Below are 16,466 nucleotides of genomic sequence, written 5' to 3'. Positions count from 1 at the left end.
AAATCCGATACATACGCGCTGGCATCAGGCGGTGCGAGCCTCGCGCATGGCAATCAGTGCGAATCCACCGAGGGCGAGCAGCGCCACCATGACGTAAAGGCCGGCGTGCAGGCTGCCGGTCAAGCCTTGCGCCCAGCCGATGATCGTCGGGCTCAGGAAGCCGCCGATCAGCCCGATGGTGTTGATGAGCGCGATACCGCCTGCCGCCGCGTCGCCCTTCAGGTAGTCGGACGGCATCGCCCAGAACACCGTATAAGCGGTCCACATCGCGGCAGTGGAAATGGTCATGCAGGTCAGCGCTAACGCCAGATTGCCGCCGAAGAGGGTGGCGAGGGCGAGCGTTGCCGAGCCGATGAGCGCAGGGACGGCAGCGTGGAAACGACGCTCGTCGCGGCGATCCGAACTACGTCCGACCAATACCATGGCGATTGCCGCAACGACATAGGGAATCGACGAGTACAGGCCGATCTGCATCGTGTCGCGCACGCCGGCCGACTTGATGATCGACGGTAGCCAGAAACTTACCGCGTAGATGCCGCAGATAAAGCAGAAGTACGGCAGCGCCAGCAGATAGACGCGCGGATCCCTCAGAACCTGCGCGAACGAGTGATGCTTGCTCGGCAAATCGGTTTCGGCAGCCAGCATGCGCTTCTCGTCGGCGCTGAGCCAGCGCGCGTCGGCGGGACGATCGTCGAGAAAGAACAGGGCTACCACCCCAAACACCACGCATGGCAGACCTTCGATCAGGAACATCCATTGCCAGCCGCCCAGACCGTGCGCGCCGGAGAACGAGGTCATGATCCAGGTCGACAGCGGCCCGCCGAACATGCCGCCGATCGGCCCGGCAAGCATCACGATCGCCATGACCTGAGCCATGCGTGCACGGCCGTACCAGTAGGTGAGGTAGAAGATCATGCCGGGCGCGAAGCCCGCTTCGAAGACGCCGAGCAGAAAGCGCAGCGTGTAGAACATGGGTTCCGAATTCACGAACATCATGCCGGCAGAGGTTGCCCCCCATAGCACCATGATGCGGCTGATGGTCTTGCGCGCACCGACCCTCGGCAGCAACAGGTTGCTGGGAATTTCGAACAACACGTAGCCGAGGAAAAAGATGCCCGCGCCGAGCCCGTACACGGCGTCGGAGAAGCCGAGATCGCTTTGCATCTGCAACTTGGCAAAGCCGATGTTCACCCGGTCGAGAAAGGCGAAGGTGTAGCAGGCGAGCAGGAACGGAAGCAGTCGCCAGTTGAGTTTGCGATATAGCGCGGCTTTGCGTTCGGCGACGAACGTGGAGGGAATGGCAGCCAAGATCGTTCTCCGTTGTGGGTTGACTCGGCCGATCATCGACAGCCAAAATCCGACGAGCAAGAGTAACTAATGTCAGATATCGTTGCCTGCAAGGCAACGCTGAAAGTTGAGGGGAGGGGAACGGTGCGCGAACTGAATCAACGGCGCTTGCGGTATTTCCATGAAGTGCTTACCCACGGATCGATCCGTGCGGCGGCGGACAGTCTGAACACGGCGGCGTCGGTCATTACGCGGCAGATTCGGCTGCTGGAGGAGGAGATCGGCGCCACGCTGTTCGAACGCAGGGCGCGGGGCGTACAGCCGACCGAGGCGGCGGCGCATTTGCTCGAGTATTGGCGGGGCTGTCAGTCGCAGCAGGAGCAGCTCGAAGATCGGATTCAGGCATTGCGCGGGCTACAGCGCGGCAGTGTGCGGCTGGCGATCAGCGAGGGCTATATCGACGGATTGATGGAAAACGTGCTCACCGACTTCTGCGCCCAGTACCCTAAGCTCGACGTGGTCGTCGAGGTGCTGCCCGTGAGCAATGTGCTCGACGACGTGGCGCAAAGCCGTGCGCACATCGGGCTGGCGTATAACCCGCCCGTGCACCAGGACATCGAATTTCGGGCAACGTCGTCGCAGCCGGTTGTTCTGCTCGTCAATGCGCACCATCCGCTGGCGGTACGAGGCGGCAGCGTGACGGTCGACGAGATGCTGAATTACCCGCTGGCGCTGATGCCGCCTGCCTTCGGGCTGGGACAGGTCATAGAGATGGTGGCTTTCGCGGAGAACGTGACGATCCGGCCGACGCTCCTGACGAACTCGCTTCAGGTGTTGCGCCACTTTGTCGCGCGCGGCAATGGGGCGACGCTGATCGGTGAATTCTCCGTGTATCGGGAAATCGATTCCGGCGAATTCGTGGCGCTACCCGTGACACACCCGCTATTCGAAGCGGCGAAGGCACGGGTGCTCGTCAAGTCGGGGCGTCCGTTGCCGGCGGCCGCCGACGAACTGCTGACGTGGATTCTGCAAAGAATGCTGATGTTCTCGGCGGATCAGGCCTCCTGAGGGGAGGCCGGGATCCGGTAGCCGCGCTTGTGAATGTTCGTGTCGACTCAGACGTTGAACAGGAAGTTCATCACGTCGCCGTCGTGCACGACGTATTCCTTGCCTTCGGCGCGCATCTTGCCAGCTTCCTTCGCGCCCTGTTCACCCTTGTACTGAATGAAGTCGTCGAAGGCGATGGTCTGCGCGCGGATGAAGCCGCGTTCGAAGTCGGTGTGGATCACGCCGGCGGCTTGCGGGGCGGTGTCGCCCACGTGGATCGTCCAGGCGCGCACTTCCTTCACACCCGCGGTGAAGTACGTCTGCAGACCGAGCAGCTTGAAGCCCGCACGGATCACACGATCCAGCCCCGGTTCTTCCATGCCCATGTCGGCCAGGAATTCCGCCTTGTCGGCGTCTTCCATGTCGGCAATTTCCGCTTCGATCGCCGCACACACCGCCACCACCGGCGCATTCTCCGATTCGGCGTACTTGCGCACGGCGTCCAGATGCGGGTTGTTTTCGAAGCCGTCGTCCTTCACGTTGGCGACGTACATGGTCGGCTTGGCCGTAATCAGGCAGAACGGCTTGATGAGCGCCTGCTCGTCGTCCGAGAGCTTGAGCGAGCGCACCGGGCGCGCTTCGTTGAGCACCGGCACGATCTTCTCGAGCACGGCTACGAGCTTCGCCGCTTCCTTGTCGTTGCCCGACTTGGCGGCCTTCGTGTAGCGTTGCAGCGCCTTTTCGACGGTGCCCAGATCCGCCAGCGCGAGTTCGGTGTTGATGACTTCGATATCCGAAATCGGGTGCACCTTGCCCGCCACATGGATGACGTTCTCATCTTCGAAGCAGCGCACGACGTGCGTGATGGCGTCCGTTTCGCGGATGTTGGCGAGGAACTGGTTGCCCAGCCCTTCGCCCTTCGACGCGCCAGCCACCAGGCCGGCGATGTCCACGAATTCGACCGTCGCCGGCAGGATGCGCTCGGGCTTGACGATCTCGGCCAGCTTGCCCAGACGCGGGTCAGGCACTTCCACCACGCCGACGTTCGGCTCGATGGTGCAGAACGGGTAGTTCTCGGCAGCGATGCCTGCTTTGGTCAGTGCGTTGAAAAGGGTCGACTTGCCGACGTTGGGCAAGCCGACGATGCCGCATTTGAGGCTCATGCTAAATCCTGTCTAATCCGATATATGCGCCGTTGCATTCGCCGGTCGTTGCGTCGGTGATTGCGTCGCGGAAAGTCCGCTATTGTACTCGTTCTGCTTCCAACAACGCCCTTGGCCCCACCCCATCCACCTTGGGCGCGGCCCCGGCCCCGGCGCCGCACTCAACTCAGTTGCTTCGCCGAGAACGTGTCGCACTTGCGCACGTCGCCGTTTTGCAGCCCCTGACGCAGCCAGTACACCCGCTGGGCACTCGTGCCGTGCGTGAACGACTCGGGCACCACGCGGCCCTGCGACTGCTGCTGCAAGCGGTCGTCGCCAATGGCCGCCGCTGTCTTCAGGCCCTGTTCGATGTCGCCCGGCTCCAACAACTGCTGATTCGCCTTGGCCGCATTGTTCGCCCAGACCCCGGCGAAGCAATCGGCCTGCAACTCCAGACGCACCGACAGCGCGTTGGCCTGCGCCTCACTGGTGCGGCGGCGAATTTCGTCGAACTTCTCTGAAATGCCCAGCAGATTCTGGATGTGATGACCCACTTCGTGTGCAATCACGTACGCCTGTGCGAAGTCGCCGCCCGCACCGAAGCGCTGCCGTAACTCGTCGTAGAACGCGAGATCGATGTAGACCTTGCTATCGCCGGGGCAGTAGAACGGCCCCATCGCGGTTTGTCCTGTACCGCAGGCCGTGGGCGTTTCGCCCGAGAACAGCACCAGTTTCGGCGGCACGTACTGACGATTCAGTTGCTGCGGGAACACGGTTTCCCAGGTGCGCTCGATATTGCCCAGCACCTTGCGGGTGAAAACCGTCTTCGGATCGTTGGCCGGTGTGGCGTTCGGGGCGGACTGGGGCTGCGACTGCGTTTGCCCCTGAATCATCTGCGAACTCTGAATGATGACGCGCGGGTCGATCCCGAAGAAGTACGAAGCGGCCAGTGCGACCACAATCGTGCCGATACCGATCGTGGTGCGCCCACCGAAACCGCCGCCCCGCCGATCTTCGACGTTCTGGCTTTCGGATTCATTGTCGAGACGCATAGGGGGCTCCGTGTGGGTAATCGATGTTCGCGAAAGTATAGCGCCGGGCCATGACACGCGACGCTGCGTCGCAGCAGCGCGCCGGTGGCCGGACGTCGCAGGCGCGGCAGGCGTGCGACAATACGTCATCTCGTTTTCTGAACCAGCCGGCTCGCGCGATTCAGGCGCTGGCGCTGCATTCGCCGCATGTCTCAAACGCAAACCTCCAGCCAAACGCACGACGTTGTAGTCGTCGGTGGCGGTCTCGTCGGCAAGGCTGCCGCCCTGCTGCTCTCGCAGGCTCGCCTGTCCGTCGCACTGCTCGCCCAGCCGGCCGCTGCTGCATCCGGCACGGGCGGCACGGACAGCGATCGATGGGACGCCCGCATCTACTCGCTCTGCGCCAGCTCGCAGGCGCTCTTCGAGCGCATGCGCGTATGGCAGGCAGTCGACCCCGCGCGCCTGAATCCTGTCTACGACATGGAAGTCTTCGGCGACGACCGAGGCAGTCTCCACTTCTCCGCGTATCAGGCCGCCGTGCCGCAACTCGCCTGGATCGCCGAATCGTCGAATCTCGAACGTGCGCTCGATGCGGCGCTTCGGTTCTCTCCGCAAGTGCAATGGCTCGACGCCCGCGCCGATGCGCTCGAAGTCGACGCCGCCGCCGCTTCGGTGCGTCTGTCTGACGGCAAGACCCTGCGCGCCTCGCTCGTGGTCGGTGCCGACGGTGCGCACTCGTGGGTGCGCAGTACTGCGGGCCTCGACGGCACCGTACGTCCGTACAAACAACTCGGCGTGGTGTGCAACTTCCGGGCAGAGCGTGCGCACCGCGATACCGCCTTCCAGTGGTTCCACGATGGCGAGATCATCGCGCTGCTGCCGCTGCCCGATCAGCATGTGTCGCTGGTCTGGTCGGCCGCAGAGGATCACGCCAGACATCTGCTCGCGCTCGACCCTCAAGCGCTGGCCGATCGCATCGGCACGTTCTCGAGCGGTGAACTTGGCCGTCTCACACCGGTCTCAGCGCGGGCTCAGGGTTTCCCGCTGGTGCTGGCACAGGCCAAGCGCCTGATCGCACCGCGCGTGGCGCTGGTCGGCGACGCGGCGCACGTGGTGCATCCGCTCGCGGGGCAAGGCATGAACCTCGGTCTGCGCGACGTGGCGGCGCTCGGCGATGCGCTCGCCGCCCGCGAATCGTTCCGCGACTGTGGCGATGCGGCGGTATTGCGTCGCTACGAGCGAGCCCGCAAGGAGGATATCGGCAGCATGGCGCTGACGACGGACGGCCTGCACAAGCTGTTTTCGACGAGCAGCCCGCTCGCGAAGTTCGTTCGCAACGCGGGGCTCGACAGCGTGAACATGCTGCCCCTGGTGAAGAAATTCCTGATTGGCCGCGCCCTGGGCTGACCCCATTGGACGTATGCGCCGGCCATGCCGTCCGACATCGGACCTGCCGGCCGGGCCTCTCGCTCGACACACTTCTGGAGAAATTCGATGTTGCAACGTTATCGCGCTACGGCGCTCGCAACGCTAGGTTCGGCAGCCGTCTGCGCCGCCATTTTCACGACATCCGCTGTCGCGCAAAACAAGCCCGATGCGTTGCTCGACCGCGTGAAGGCTGCCGTGCAGAAAACGCTCGGCGCAGATGCCCCGATCAAGTCGGTGGCGCGCACGCCGATTCCGGGGCTCTACGAAGTGTCTATCGGGGGCGAGATCATGTATACCGACGAGAAGGGGCAATACGTGATTCTCGGCGGCAACATCATCGATACGAAGACGCGTCAGAATCTGACCGAAGCGCGCCAGTCGGTGCTGAACAAGGTCGACTTCGCCAAGTTGCCGTTGGATCGCGCCATCAAGTACGTGAAGGGCAACGGCAGCCGCAAGATCGCTGTCTTCTCCGACCCGAACTGCCCGTACTGCAAACGCTTCGAAGACTCGCTCAAGAACTCGAAGCTCGACAACATCACCGTCTACACCTTCCTGTACCCGGTACTCGGCCCGGACTCGGACGCCAAGTCGAAGGCGATCTGGTGTGCCTCCGACCCGCTCAAGGCGTGGCATGACTGGATGCTCGACAAGAAGGCGCCGCCGACTTCTTCGGCCAAGTGCGACGACAACGCGGTCAAGCAGAACGTGGCGCTCGGTCATGAATACAACGTGACAGGCACGCCGACCATCATCCTGTCGGACGGCCGCCGCTTGCCGGGTGCCGTTCCCGCCGAGCAGTTGGAGAAGGAACTCAGCACGGTCAAGTAACCGTCCGGTCAACGCCGGATGTTTCCGATAACAAGAAGTCGCCACGTCATGAAAGCCACGTCTGTCTTGCCCGCCATTCGGTACGCGATCGTTCCGAAGTCGCCCGCCGCCCACCTGTTCGAAGTCACGGTTACGGTCTCGAGTCCTGCGCCAGAAGGGCAGCGCTTCACCTTGCCTGCGTGGATTCCGGGCAGCTACATGGTGCGCGAGTTCGCCCGCAATATCGTGACGATCGGCGCGACGTGCCGTGGCCGAAAGGTCGCGCTCGACAAGCTCGACAAACACACCTGGCAGGCTGCACCCTGCAAGGGCACCCTGATCGTGACCTATGAGGTGTACGCATGGGATCTATCGGTGCGTGCCGCGCATCTCGACGACACGCACGGCTTCTTCAACGGCACGAGTGTGTTCCTGCGCGTGGAAGGTCAGGCACAGGCGCCGTGCGAGGTCGACGTGCTGCGTCCGCGCGGCGCCGCGTACAAGGCGTGGCGTGTTGCCACCGCGCTCGAACCGGCGCAGGGAACGGCAGCGCTCGACTTCGGCCGCTATCTGGCGGTCGATTACGATGAACTGATCGACTCGCCGGTCGAGATGGGCACATTTGTGCACGGCACATTCAAGGCCTGCGGCGTGACGCACGAAGTCGCGATCACCGGCCCGGTGCCGAATCTCGATCTGGACCGTCTGCTGCGCGACATGAAGAAGATCTGCGAGTCGCAGATCCGGTTGTTCGAACCCGGCGCCAGTTCGCGTTCGCGCGTGCCGATGTCGCGCTACGTCTTCCTGCTGATGACGGTGGGCGACGGCTACGGTGGTCTGGAGCACCGGGCTTCCACGGCTTTGCTCGCCAGCCGCAACGATCTGCCGGTGCAGGGGCAGGCAAGCATGAGCGACACCTATCGCGGCTTTCTCGGCCTGGTGAGCCACGAATACTTCCATACGTGGAACGTCAAGCGTATCAAGCCGGCGATGTTCGCGCCGTACACGCTCGATCGGGAGAGTTACACGCGGCTGTTGTGGTTGTTCGAAGGCTTCACGTCGTATTACGACGATTTGATGCTCGTGCGCAGTGGCGTGATCGATCCGGCGGCGTATTACGACCTCGTTGCGAAGACGGTGGCAAGCGTGCTGCGCGGCAGCGGCCGTCTCAAGCAAACCGTGGCCGAGAGTTCGTTCGATGCGTGGACGAAGTACTACCGTCAGGATGAAAATGCGCCGAACGCGCTCGTCAGCTACTACACGAAGGGCTCGCTGGTCGCGCTCGCGCTCGATCTGACCATCCGGTCACGCACACACGGCCAGAAGTCGCTCGACGACATCATGCGTGCACTGTGGCAACGCTATGGCCGCGACTTCTATCGCGGCTCGCCCGTGGGCATCGACGAAGACGCTGTGCAGCCGTTCTTCGAGGAGGTCTCGGGACTCGATCTGTCGGAATTTTTCGCCACGGCGATCAACGGCACGCGCGATCTGCCGCTCGCGGCGCTGCTCGAACGCGTTGGCCTCACGCTGGCACCGGTGACGCCGGAGAATGGCCGTCCGGCGCTTGGTGCGAAGACGGCCAAGCGCGGTGACGATCTCACGCTTGCCCAGGTGCTCGACGGTGGCGCAGCACAAGCCGCGGGCCTGTCGGCGGGCGATGCACTCGTCGCCATCGACGGTCTGCGCGTGACGTCGGGCAACATCGACAAGCTGCTCGACCGTTATCGTCCGGGCGACCGGGTGACGGTTCACGCTTTTCGCCGTGACGAACTGCGCGAGGCGACCCTCACGCTCGACACGCCGGAGATCTCGCAGTACCGCATCGCCGAGACGCGCGATCGCGCCGCCGCACAGCGCCGCGAGAAGTGGCTGTCGGCCTGACGCGTCATATTGCCTCGCGTGCGGGCTGCGTGCGCGAGGTTTAGTCTGCTGCCGGACCCGGCACCGTCGGGTCCCGGTTCTCGTCCGGACACGACCTCGCGACCGCGAGCATATGCTCGATGAAGGCCTGCGTTTTGCGAGGGAGGAAGCGTCGCGACGGCGTAACCAGATGCACCGGGCTTTCCGGCAACGACCACTCCGGCAGCACCTTCACGAGACGGCCCGTTCGCAGGGCGTCTTCGGCCAGAATGTCCGTGAGCGCGGCGATGCCGCTGCCCGCCAGCGCCATCTCCTTGACCATTCCCATGCTGTTGACCTGAATTGCCCCGTGCATGGTAATGTCCATGCGCTGGCGGCCCTTGTGCAGTGTGTCCGAGTTGAACAGTCGCCGCGCGCCCTGGAGGATCACGAAACGATGTCCCGCCAGTTCGTCGGGCGAGGCAGGCAAGCCCGTCGCGCTCAGGTAAAGCGGGCTCGCGTACAGGCTGCGTGTGAGCTTGAGCAGCGGCCGCGCGACGAGCGTGGAGTCGGAGAGTTGCCCGGCACGGATGGCGACATCGACGCGCTCGGCAATCAAATCGACATGCCGTGAGCTCAGATCGACGTCCACCGTGATCTCGGGATAGGCGGCGCAGAAGGTGGCGAGGGGGACTGCCAGCCACTGTGCCGCGAAGTCGCCGGGCGCGGTGATCCGCAGACGTCCGCGCGGCTTGCTCGACAATTGCGAGGCGAAGTCCCGCGTCTCTTCCACTTCTTCGAGAATCGGCAGGCAACGCTCGTAGTACGCCTCGCCCACTTCGGTCAGCTCGAGGCGGCGCGTTGTCTTGTGCAGCAGCTTCGTGCCGAGACGAATCTCCAGTCGCGACAGTCGCCGGCTCACCGTTGCCTTGGGCAGATCGAGCCGCTCGCCGGCACGCGTGATACTGCCCGTGCGCACAACCTCCGCGAAGATCAGCATGTCATTCAGATCGTCAATCATCGCGTGCGCTCCTCGGTGACGCGGGTCGTCCGGCAAGAACAGCGGGCCGGCTAGGCATTGTTCCAAAATGGGAACAAACAATTCGATTTTACCGGCTTGTTTCATTTTTGGGGGTAACTAGAATGCATCTCAAGCCGACGCACAATTCACGGCACTCCTGAGATGGGGGCCGGTGCGCACGGAATATCGAACCCCCAGGCTCAGGAGCCACTGAAATGACCACGATTCTGCAAATCAATTCCGCCGCCCGCTCGCAAGGCGCCAACTCGACCACGCTCGCCAACGAAACGGTGGCGCAACTGGTCTCGAAGAACCCCGGTGCCAAGGTTGTCCTGCGTGATCTGCTGGCCGATGGCGTGCCGCATCTCGACGAAGCCGTGATCGGTGCGTTCTTCACGCCGGAAGACCAGCGCTCGGCCGAGCAAAAGGCCATCATCGCGCGCAGCGACGAACTGATCGCCGAAATTCAGGCCGCCGACTATGTCGTGTTCGGTGTGCCGCTGTACAACTTCCAGGTGCCGACGCAACTCAAGGCGTACTTCGACTGGATCACCCGTGCCCGTGTGACCTTCCGTTACCGCGAAGACGGCAGCGTGGAAGGCCTGATTCAAGGCAAGAAGGTGATCGTGGCGTTTGCACGCGGCGGCAACTACAAGGACACCCCGGCTGACAGCCAGACCCCGTACGTCAAGACGATTCTCGGCTTCCTCGGCATGACGGATGTGACGTTCATCTATGCCGAAGGTCTGGCACGGGGTCCGGAATCGGCAGCGGCTGGTTTCGCGAACGCTCGCGAAGCCATCGCTGCGCTGTAAGCGCTCGGGTAACGCTGTTTCACCGCACGCGCAGGCTCTCCATGGTCAATCCGACGCCCTTGCATCCGCGTCAGACGAAGCGTTCGGCGGCTCATGCCGACGCGAGCGCCATGCCGCGCGTGCTTCCCCGCGTGCTTCCTGTTTCCCGGCTCGGCCGTTGTGCCGCAGCCGTGGGGGCAGGCGTTTTCGATCAGGTCGACGAGACGGACCCGTTTCTGTCGATCGATATCTTCCGCCGTCACGGCGCGTGCATACCTCCGCACCCCCATGCGGGATGTGTCGTGGCGACCTATCTGTTTCCCGAATCGACGACCTCGTTGCGCTGCCGTCATGCCCACGGTGGCGACGACGTTCTGCGCCCGGGCGATCTGCTCTGGCTGGAGGCGAACTGCGGCACGGTGCACGAGGAGCTTCCTGATCACGCACGTGCCACAGCGCGTGGCGTGCGGATGATCGTCAACCGTGCGGGCCGCCACGCCCATGGGGCGCCCGCGCAAACGGTAGTCCGCGCCGACGCCATGCCACGCTGGTGCGAAGGGGCAGTCGATCTGACATTGGTCTGCGGGCAGTGGAACGAGCATCAGGTGGCGCGTGCGGAAGGTGAGCGCACTACGTTGTTGCAGCTCGACTGGCGCGACGACGATGTGTGTACGCTGACCATTCCGTGCGATGGCCGTCGTTGGATGGCATTGATTGCACAGGGCGAGGCGGCGCTTGCCGGTCACGCCTTACGTGCGGAAGGTGGCGGGGCGGAAGCGATCTTGCTGCCCCCCGGTGCGTGGCAACTGGCCGGACGCGCCGGTGCCCGTTTGATGCTTGCCGGTGGCGAGCCACTCGCGGAGCCCGTGGTCTATCGCGGCAACTTCGCGGCGCGCGACGAGAGCGATCTCGTCGCACTCACGCGGCGCTATCAGCAGGGCGCGATGGGCACACTGGCGCCCATCACTGAGTGACGCCCGCGTCCGTCAGCGCCTTGCGAATGCGGTCGACCTTGATCGCGTTGTTGTAGGTCGCTCTTTCGCTGTCTCCCCCGTAGCCACCGTAATGCAGTCCGACGATCATGCCGTCCGACAGACGCACGACGGGCGAGCCGGAGTTGCCGCCCCATGTCGACGAATCGTACGAGAACTGTTGAGGATCTAGGCTGGGGTTGACCAGCAGCATGCCTGGTGCGAGACGCTCGGCCGGGAAGGGAATCTGGCTGTCCGGGAGCTTGAACATCGTATCGATCTGCTGTTCTGACAGGTAGGTGCAGTCGTCGTTCGCGCCCGCCGCGCCCGTGCAACTGACCGGACGCGACGGATAGCCGATCACCGCAACGCGCGATCCCTCGGTCAGATCGAATCTCGCTGCCATCGGGGCGGCGGGCGGCAGGGCATTGTCTTGCGTGCGCAGAATGGCGTAGTCATCGTTCTCGTCATCGCTCCCCACGGCTTCGATGCCAACGATGCGAACCTCTCGCGGCGTCGTGCGTACGGAGCAACTCGAGTATTCCCACGGAAACGACACGATGAGCACCTGCTTGTCATAGAGTCGCCAAGCCCCTGTGTTGTCGAGATATGCGTAGTTCTGCAGCACGTGCCGATTGGTGATGACGTGCGATTTGCCCACGACGAACGCCGTCGCGCCGAGGCTCATATACCGCGGCTTGCTGCCGGCATCCGCCTGGTAGTACTGGAAGATCACGCCCACACTGCGGGCGACGGCCGCCAGCGGGGTCGACACGGCGTTGATGTAGTCGCGCCAGCTATTCCATGCCGTCATTTGTTCATTCGCCCACGGCGCGCCGGAGCATAGGCCGTAGACCGGGCGCGTGACGACCCGGATCGTCTCCGTTTTCTCTTTCATATCTTTGAGCGATCGCGGCGGCTCGCCGTCGAGCATGCGTGCGGCGGCAGCGATGTTCTCGCGCGCTTGCCCGATGTCCTGCACGCGCGCGGCGACCAGCGAGGTCTGAGAGGCTTTGAGCAGCACCGCCTGCTCCTTTTTCAACGCCTGATCCTGCTTTTGCAGCAGCGCCTTGACGTTGACGGATTCCGCTTCATGCAACGCTTGCGACGTCGCGGGCGTGGCCACGCTCGGTGCTTGCGTTTGCGCGATGCCGCGACCCGTGGCGCCCGAGATCAGCAGGCTCACCGCGATCAGATGAGGTACGCGAATCATTGCTTCCATGCCTCCGGAACGTTGCGCGCTGCGGCGTCGACGGCCGCGTATTGCGACTTCGCTTTGTCGAAGTCATCCTTCAATTCCTTGAAGAAGGCGACCAGATCGGAAATCGACACGTGCTTGTCGTCCACGAGCGTGACGAGTTGCTGTTCCGCGGCAACGAGCTTATCGCGCAACGCTGCCGGCGACGGGCTGGCGTGCAGGGCGTCGTATACGGCGAGTTGTTCGTTCGCCAGCATGCCGAGTTCGCGGATGCGGATGTCGTCATCGGCAGGCGTGATGTTAGCCGGGGTGATCAACAGTTTGCGGAACGTCGCCAACGGGCGTTGCAACGACACGATCTGACGGCGGTTCCACGCGCTTGCGAGGGTCGCCGCCTTGAAGTCGTTGTTCATCACCGTCTCGAATTTCGGATGGAATTCGTGAACGTACTTCGCGAATCGCTCCTTGGCGGCCAGATCGTTGTATGCCGTCAGCCCGGTCTGAAAAAGAGCGGCAATTGCCTTGTAAGCGGCAATGGCGGCGGGCACGACTGCGGTAATACTCTCGGCGCTGACTTCCGTGGAAGGGCGGACTTTCCATTCCGTCAGGCGCTTTTTCAGGTCGTTGGCGCACGCGCGAACCGCGTTTTTCGGCACGGTGTCGTCCGGCAGGCCGGGGACTTCTATGGGTTTGCGCTGCGCCTGAAATCTCGACCACTGCCCGCCAATCGAGTCGTCGCCTTCGGCGAGCACCTGTTTGAGGCCACCGGAATAGGCGGTGGCGAAGGTCATGGCGGCGCGTTGACTCACGAAGTCGTCGGTGCCCGCGCACACAAAGCGGGCGAAGGAGCCCAGTTCGTCGTCAGCGTCGATGTCGAGGATACGGACCTCGCCCGGTTTGACCCGGCGGGTTTGCACATAGTACTCGACGGCCTCGGCGCGCCGCACCCGCGCGCGCGAGTTGAGTTCGGTATCCAGCGCGCCTTGAGACGCCTTGACCGCGGCATCGAAGCCGTCGGCGGCACCCTGCAGCGAGTCTTTGCTACGGAGCTGGACGGTAGAGCATCCCGCGAGTGCGGCGATGACGGCAACCACGATGAACGACCGTGCGGCGGTAACACCCGCGGTCACAACGACTCCCCGATTTGCCATCTCGAACCCCCGTACGAAAAAGGCAAAGCTGCGTGAAGAAAACGTTATTTTCTTGATTGCCGATCGCCGGGAGGCGGCGCGCTCGAACGGCGCTTGACCGGCATCGCGGCGCCATCATGGCACGGGCATCATGGGCACGCAAGGAAGGAGACCTAAATGAAGCGGTTGTTTGAAATCAGGTCTCGCTTTATGACCCATCGGGGCGCAACCCGGCATGAGCGCGCGGCGGACGGAAGGAGGCAGGTGCGGCGGGCGGAAGTCAAATTGGGGAGGCGGCACAATCGCCGGCCTCCCCGTCTTCAGGGTTTGTCGAAGGCGATCACTGATGGAAGTTCAGCGTCAGCATGGCGGTGCGACCGGGGGCCCACGTGGCGTAGATCGGATAGGCGCTTGCGTAGTACTTCTTGTCGAAGATGTTCTGCACGTTCAGTTGCAGATCGACGGCGCGCGACACGCGGTATGTTGCCATGGCGTCGAAGCGTGCGTAACCCGGCGTCCACTTGCGGGTGGTTGACGACACCGACGCGTAAGTGAGGCTAGAGAGCGTCATGCCGGCGCCGACGGTGAATTTAGGCATGACTTCGTAGTCAGTCCACAGCGTCAGGTTGTGCTTCGGCACCATCACCATCGGCAGGCCATTCGAGCCCGGGGCGGCTGCCGGCCCTGCGTCCGTCGTGATGGCATTGAGGTACGAGTAACCGCCGAATACGCGCCAATGGTTCGTCAGACTGCCGGCCCAGCCGAGTTCGGCGCCGCGCACGCGTTGGCTGCCCGCGTTGATCGTGCCGCCGAGGCCATCCGATACGCGCGCATTCGTCTTGTCCGTCTGGAACAGGGCGGCGGTCAGCGACAGACGCTGATCGATCACGTCCCACTTCGCCCCGACTTCGATGTTGCGGCTACGCTCCGGCGCGAGGTTGTTGTTCGTCGTCGTGAGTTGGTCGGTACCGCCGCCCAGGCCGCTGTTTGCGCCCGGCGGGTTGGCCGACGTGCCATACGACGCATACAGGCTCAGCGACGGCAGGACCTTGTAAATCACACCCAACTGGAAGCTGAACAGGTTCGAGATATTCTTCAGATCGGGCGCACCGGCTTGCACGGCGTGCACATCGAAGTGATCGATGCGCGCACCGGCGTTGACGAGCCAGCGATCCGAGAGCTTCACGCTGTCGAACAGGTAGGCCGATGCCACGTTAGTACGCGTGTTGGTCGCTGCGCCGGGGAAGCCCTTGTCGCCGTTCAGCGCGAGGCTGCCGGTCCAGGGGTTGTCCGGATTCCAGTTGCCGAGGGTCGTGCAGTTGTAGGGTACGGCGCACAGTGGGAGCGAGTTCGTCGAACGGATGTTGTTGCCCGCACTGTCCGTGACGAGGTAGCCCTCGTAGCGGCTTTGCTCGTTGCTGAATTCGACGCCGCCGGTGAGCGTGTGCTCGAAGCCGAAAAGCGTGGCCTTGCCCGTGAGTTCGGTTTGGTTGGCGATGCTGTTGGTGGCGTATTTGCCGCTCTTCGCCTGCAACGCGATGACGTTCGAGTTCGCGTTGACGAACTGCGGGTTTGTGGCGATGTAATCGAGTGTGGCGCGGCCGACCATGGTCGTGTTCTTGATCTTCCATGTGTCGTTGATGCGGTGCTCGACCTTGATTTCGCCGGTGTCGGTCTGGCCACGGCGATAGTCGCGGTTGTTCAGGCCGTAGAACTGATTGCGCTGGAAGCCGCCGTCCGGCGTGCCGCCTGCCGAGCGGAACGGTGCGCTGAAGTCCGGCATGTCATACGAATTCAGGTGGTAATAGCTGACCGTGACGGTGGTCGGGCTATTCAAACCGAACGCCACCGAGGGCGCTACGCCCCAGCGCTTGCTGTAGACGTTGTTGCGGCCGGCCTGATCGGCGTCGTGACCCATCACGTTCAGGCGCACGGCCGTCTGATCGTTGACCTGACGGTTTACGTCCATGGTCAGACGCTTGAAGCTGTTGGTGCCGAGGCCGAGGCTCGCGTTGGTGAAGTCTTCCAGACGCGGCGTCTTGGTGGTGATGTCGATGCTGCCACCAACGGCGCCGCGACCGGCGTAGACCGAATCCGGTCCCTTGATGACGCTGATGTTCTCGATGGCGAACGTCTCGCGATTCTGCACGCCCGAGTCGCGCATGCCGTCGACGAAGATCGAGTTGCGCGATTCGAAGCCGCGAATGACGGGGCGGTCTGCCGACGGGTTCGCCGCGGCGTCGCCACCGATGAACGTGATGCCCGGCACGGTCTTTAGCGCGTCGGCAAACGTCGTGGCATTTGTCTGCTTGATCAGCTCTTCCGGAATGACCGTAATCGAGCGGGGCGTGTCGCGCAGCGGGGCGACGAACTTGTACGACGGCAGCGTCTTCGTCTGCATGGGCGACGCCACCGCGTTGTCGTTGACCTGCGTGGTCGGCAGCGTGACCGCCGGGGCTGCGGACGTCTGCCCATTGGCCGACGAATCCGACGATGCGGCCGGGGGCGACACGGACGTTTGTGCGTGAGCGTTCAGGCTGGTGAAGCTGCCGGCAGCCACAAGGGCGCAGGCGGAGGCAAGCAGGCGCTGGCGCGTCTGGAAAGCGGTGGACATACGTGTGTTCCGGCAGTGGCGTCACCGTCGGACACTTCGCAGGCCGGGTAACGCACGGTTATCGTTTTTGATAATGAGATGGATTCTCATTACGGAACGGAAGTGTAATGTTCCGGAACATTTCTGTAAATGCTTGACCGTGTGCGTGCCG

At 63.3% G+C, this 16,466-nt stretch carries 13 protein-coding genes; 6 read left to right on the top strand and 7 right to left on the bottom strand.

The genetic code is table 11. The features are described 5' to 3' along the window. Positions 1-24: 24 nt before the first annotated feature. Positions 25-1,308 (bottom strand): MFS transporter, encoded by a 1,284-nt coding sequence (locus C266_RS09005; protein WP_010808679.1) that lies wholly within the window; start codon positions 1,306-1,308, stop codon positions 25-27. A 123-nt stretch (positions 1,309-1,431) separates the two neighbouring features. Between C266_RS09005 and C266_RS09000 the strand changes: the two genes are divergently transcribed. Beyond that, positions 1,432-2,355, top strand: coding sequence for a LysR family transcriptional regulator (locus C266_RS09000; protein WP_010808678.1), 924 nt, complete (start codon positions 1,432-1,434; stop codon positions 2,353-2,355). 47 nt (positions 2,356-2,402) lie between these two features. Here C266_RS09000 and ychF read toward each other — a convergent pair whose 3' ends face one another. Continuing rightward, complete coding sequence (gene ychF / locus C266_RS08995) at positions 2,403-3,497, bottom strand: redox-regulated ATPase YchF (RefSeq protein ID WP_010808677.1); 1,095 nt, start codon at positions 3,495-3,497, stop codon at positions 2,403-2,405. Positions 3,498-3,658: 161 nt separating this feature from the next. Continuing rightward, the gene (locus C266_RS08990) at positions 3,659-4,528 is read right to left on the bottom strand and encodes a neutral zinc metallopeptidase (RefSeq protein WP_010808676.1); all 870 of its coding nucleotides are present in this window, start codon (positions 4,526-4,528) and stop codon (positions 3,659-3,661) included. Positions 4,529-4,714: 186 nt separating this feature from the next. Here C266_RS08990 and C266_RS08985 point away from each other — a divergent pair, with 186 nt between their 5' ends. The 3 genes from C266_RS08985 to C266_RS08975 all read left to right on the top strand — a co-directional run bounded on the left by C266_RS08985 (position 4,715) and on the right by C266_RS08975 (position 8,629). Beyond that, positions 4,715-5,914 (top strand): UbiH/UbiF family hydroxylase, encoded by a 1,200-nt coding sequence (locus tag C266_RS08985; protein ID WP_010808675.1) that lies wholly within the window; start codon positions 4,715-4,717, stop codon positions 5,912-5,914. An 87-nt stretch (positions 5,915-6,001) separates the two neighbouring features. Further along, on the top strand, positions 6,002-6,766 hold the full coding sequence (locus C266_RS08980; RefSeq protein WP_010808674.1) for a DsbC family protein: 765 nt from the start codon (positions 6,002-6,004) through the stop codon (positions 6,764-6,766). A gap of 66 nt (positions 6,767-6,832) precedes the next feature. Beyond that, positions 6,833-8,629: a M61 family metallopeptidase gene (locus C266_RS08975; RefSeq protein ID WP_010808673.1), complete on the top strand. Its 1,797-nt coding sequence runs from the start codon at positions 6,833-6,835 to the stop codon at positions 8,627-8,629. A 40-nt stretch (positions 8,630-8,669) separates the two neighbouring features. Here the strand turns inward: C266_RS08975 and C266_RS08970 are convergent, their stop codons facing one another. After that, positions 8,670-9,608 (bottom strand): LysR family transcriptional regulator, encoded by a 939-nt coding sequence (locus C266_RS08970; protein ID WP_010808672.1) that lies wholly within the window; start codon positions 9,606-9,608, stop codon positions 8,670-8,672. A gap of 215 nt (positions 9,609-9,823) precedes the next feature. Between C266_RS08970 and C266_RS08965 the strand changes: the two genes are divergently transcribed. Together C266_RS08965 and C266_RS08960 are read left to right on the top strand one after the other, a co-directional pair. Further along, positions 9,824-10,423: an FMN-dependent NADH-azoreductase gene (locus C266_RS08965; RefSeq protein WP_010808671.1), complete on the top strand. Its 600-nt coding sequence runs from the start codon at positions 9,824-9,826 to the stop codon at positions 10,421-10,423. A gap of 41 nt (positions 10,424-10,464) precedes the next feature. Further along, entirely contained in the window at positions 10,465-11,376 is a 912-nt protein-coding gene (locus tag C266_RS08960) for a pirin family protein (protein WP_010808670.1), read from the top strand. Here C266_RS08960 and C266_RS08955 read toward each other — a convergent pair. From C266_RS08955 to C266_RS08945, 3 genes are all read right to left on the bottom strand, one after another. Beyond that, positions 11,366-12,586: a serine protease gene (locus tag C266_RS08955; protein ID WP_010808669.1), complete on the bottom strand. Its 1,221-nt coding sequence runs from the start codon at positions 12,584-12,586 to the stop codon at positions 11,366-11,368. The genes C266_RS08960 and C266_RS08955 overlap by 11 nt on opposite strands. After that, positions 12,583-13,701 (bottom strand): hypothetical protein, encoded by a 1,119-nt coding sequence (locus tag C266_RS08950; protein ID WP_010808668.1) that lies wholly within the window; start codon positions 13,699-13,701, stop codon positions 12,583-12,585. The genes C266_RS08955 and C266_RS08950 overlap by 4 nt, the downstream gene beginning before the upstream one ends. A 340-nt stretch (positions 13,702-14,041) precedes the next feature. Beyond that, a complete protein-coding gene (locus C266_RS08945) occupies positions 14,042-16,315 on the bottom strand; it encodes a TonB-dependent siderophore receptor (RefSeq protein WP_010808667.1) in 2,274 nt (757 codons plus the stop codon). Positions 16,316-16,466 lie beyond the last annotated feature (151 nt).

The sequence above is a fragment of the Pandoraea sp. SD6-2 genome (assembly GCF_000389825.1).
GTDB classification, from domain to species: domain Bacteria; phylum Pseudomonadota; class Gammaproteobacteria; order Burkholderiales; family Burkholderiaceae; genus Pandoraea; species Pandoraea communis.
Note: the sequence above shows the minus strand (reverse complement) of the source record. Positions and strands in the feature narration are given on the sequence as shown.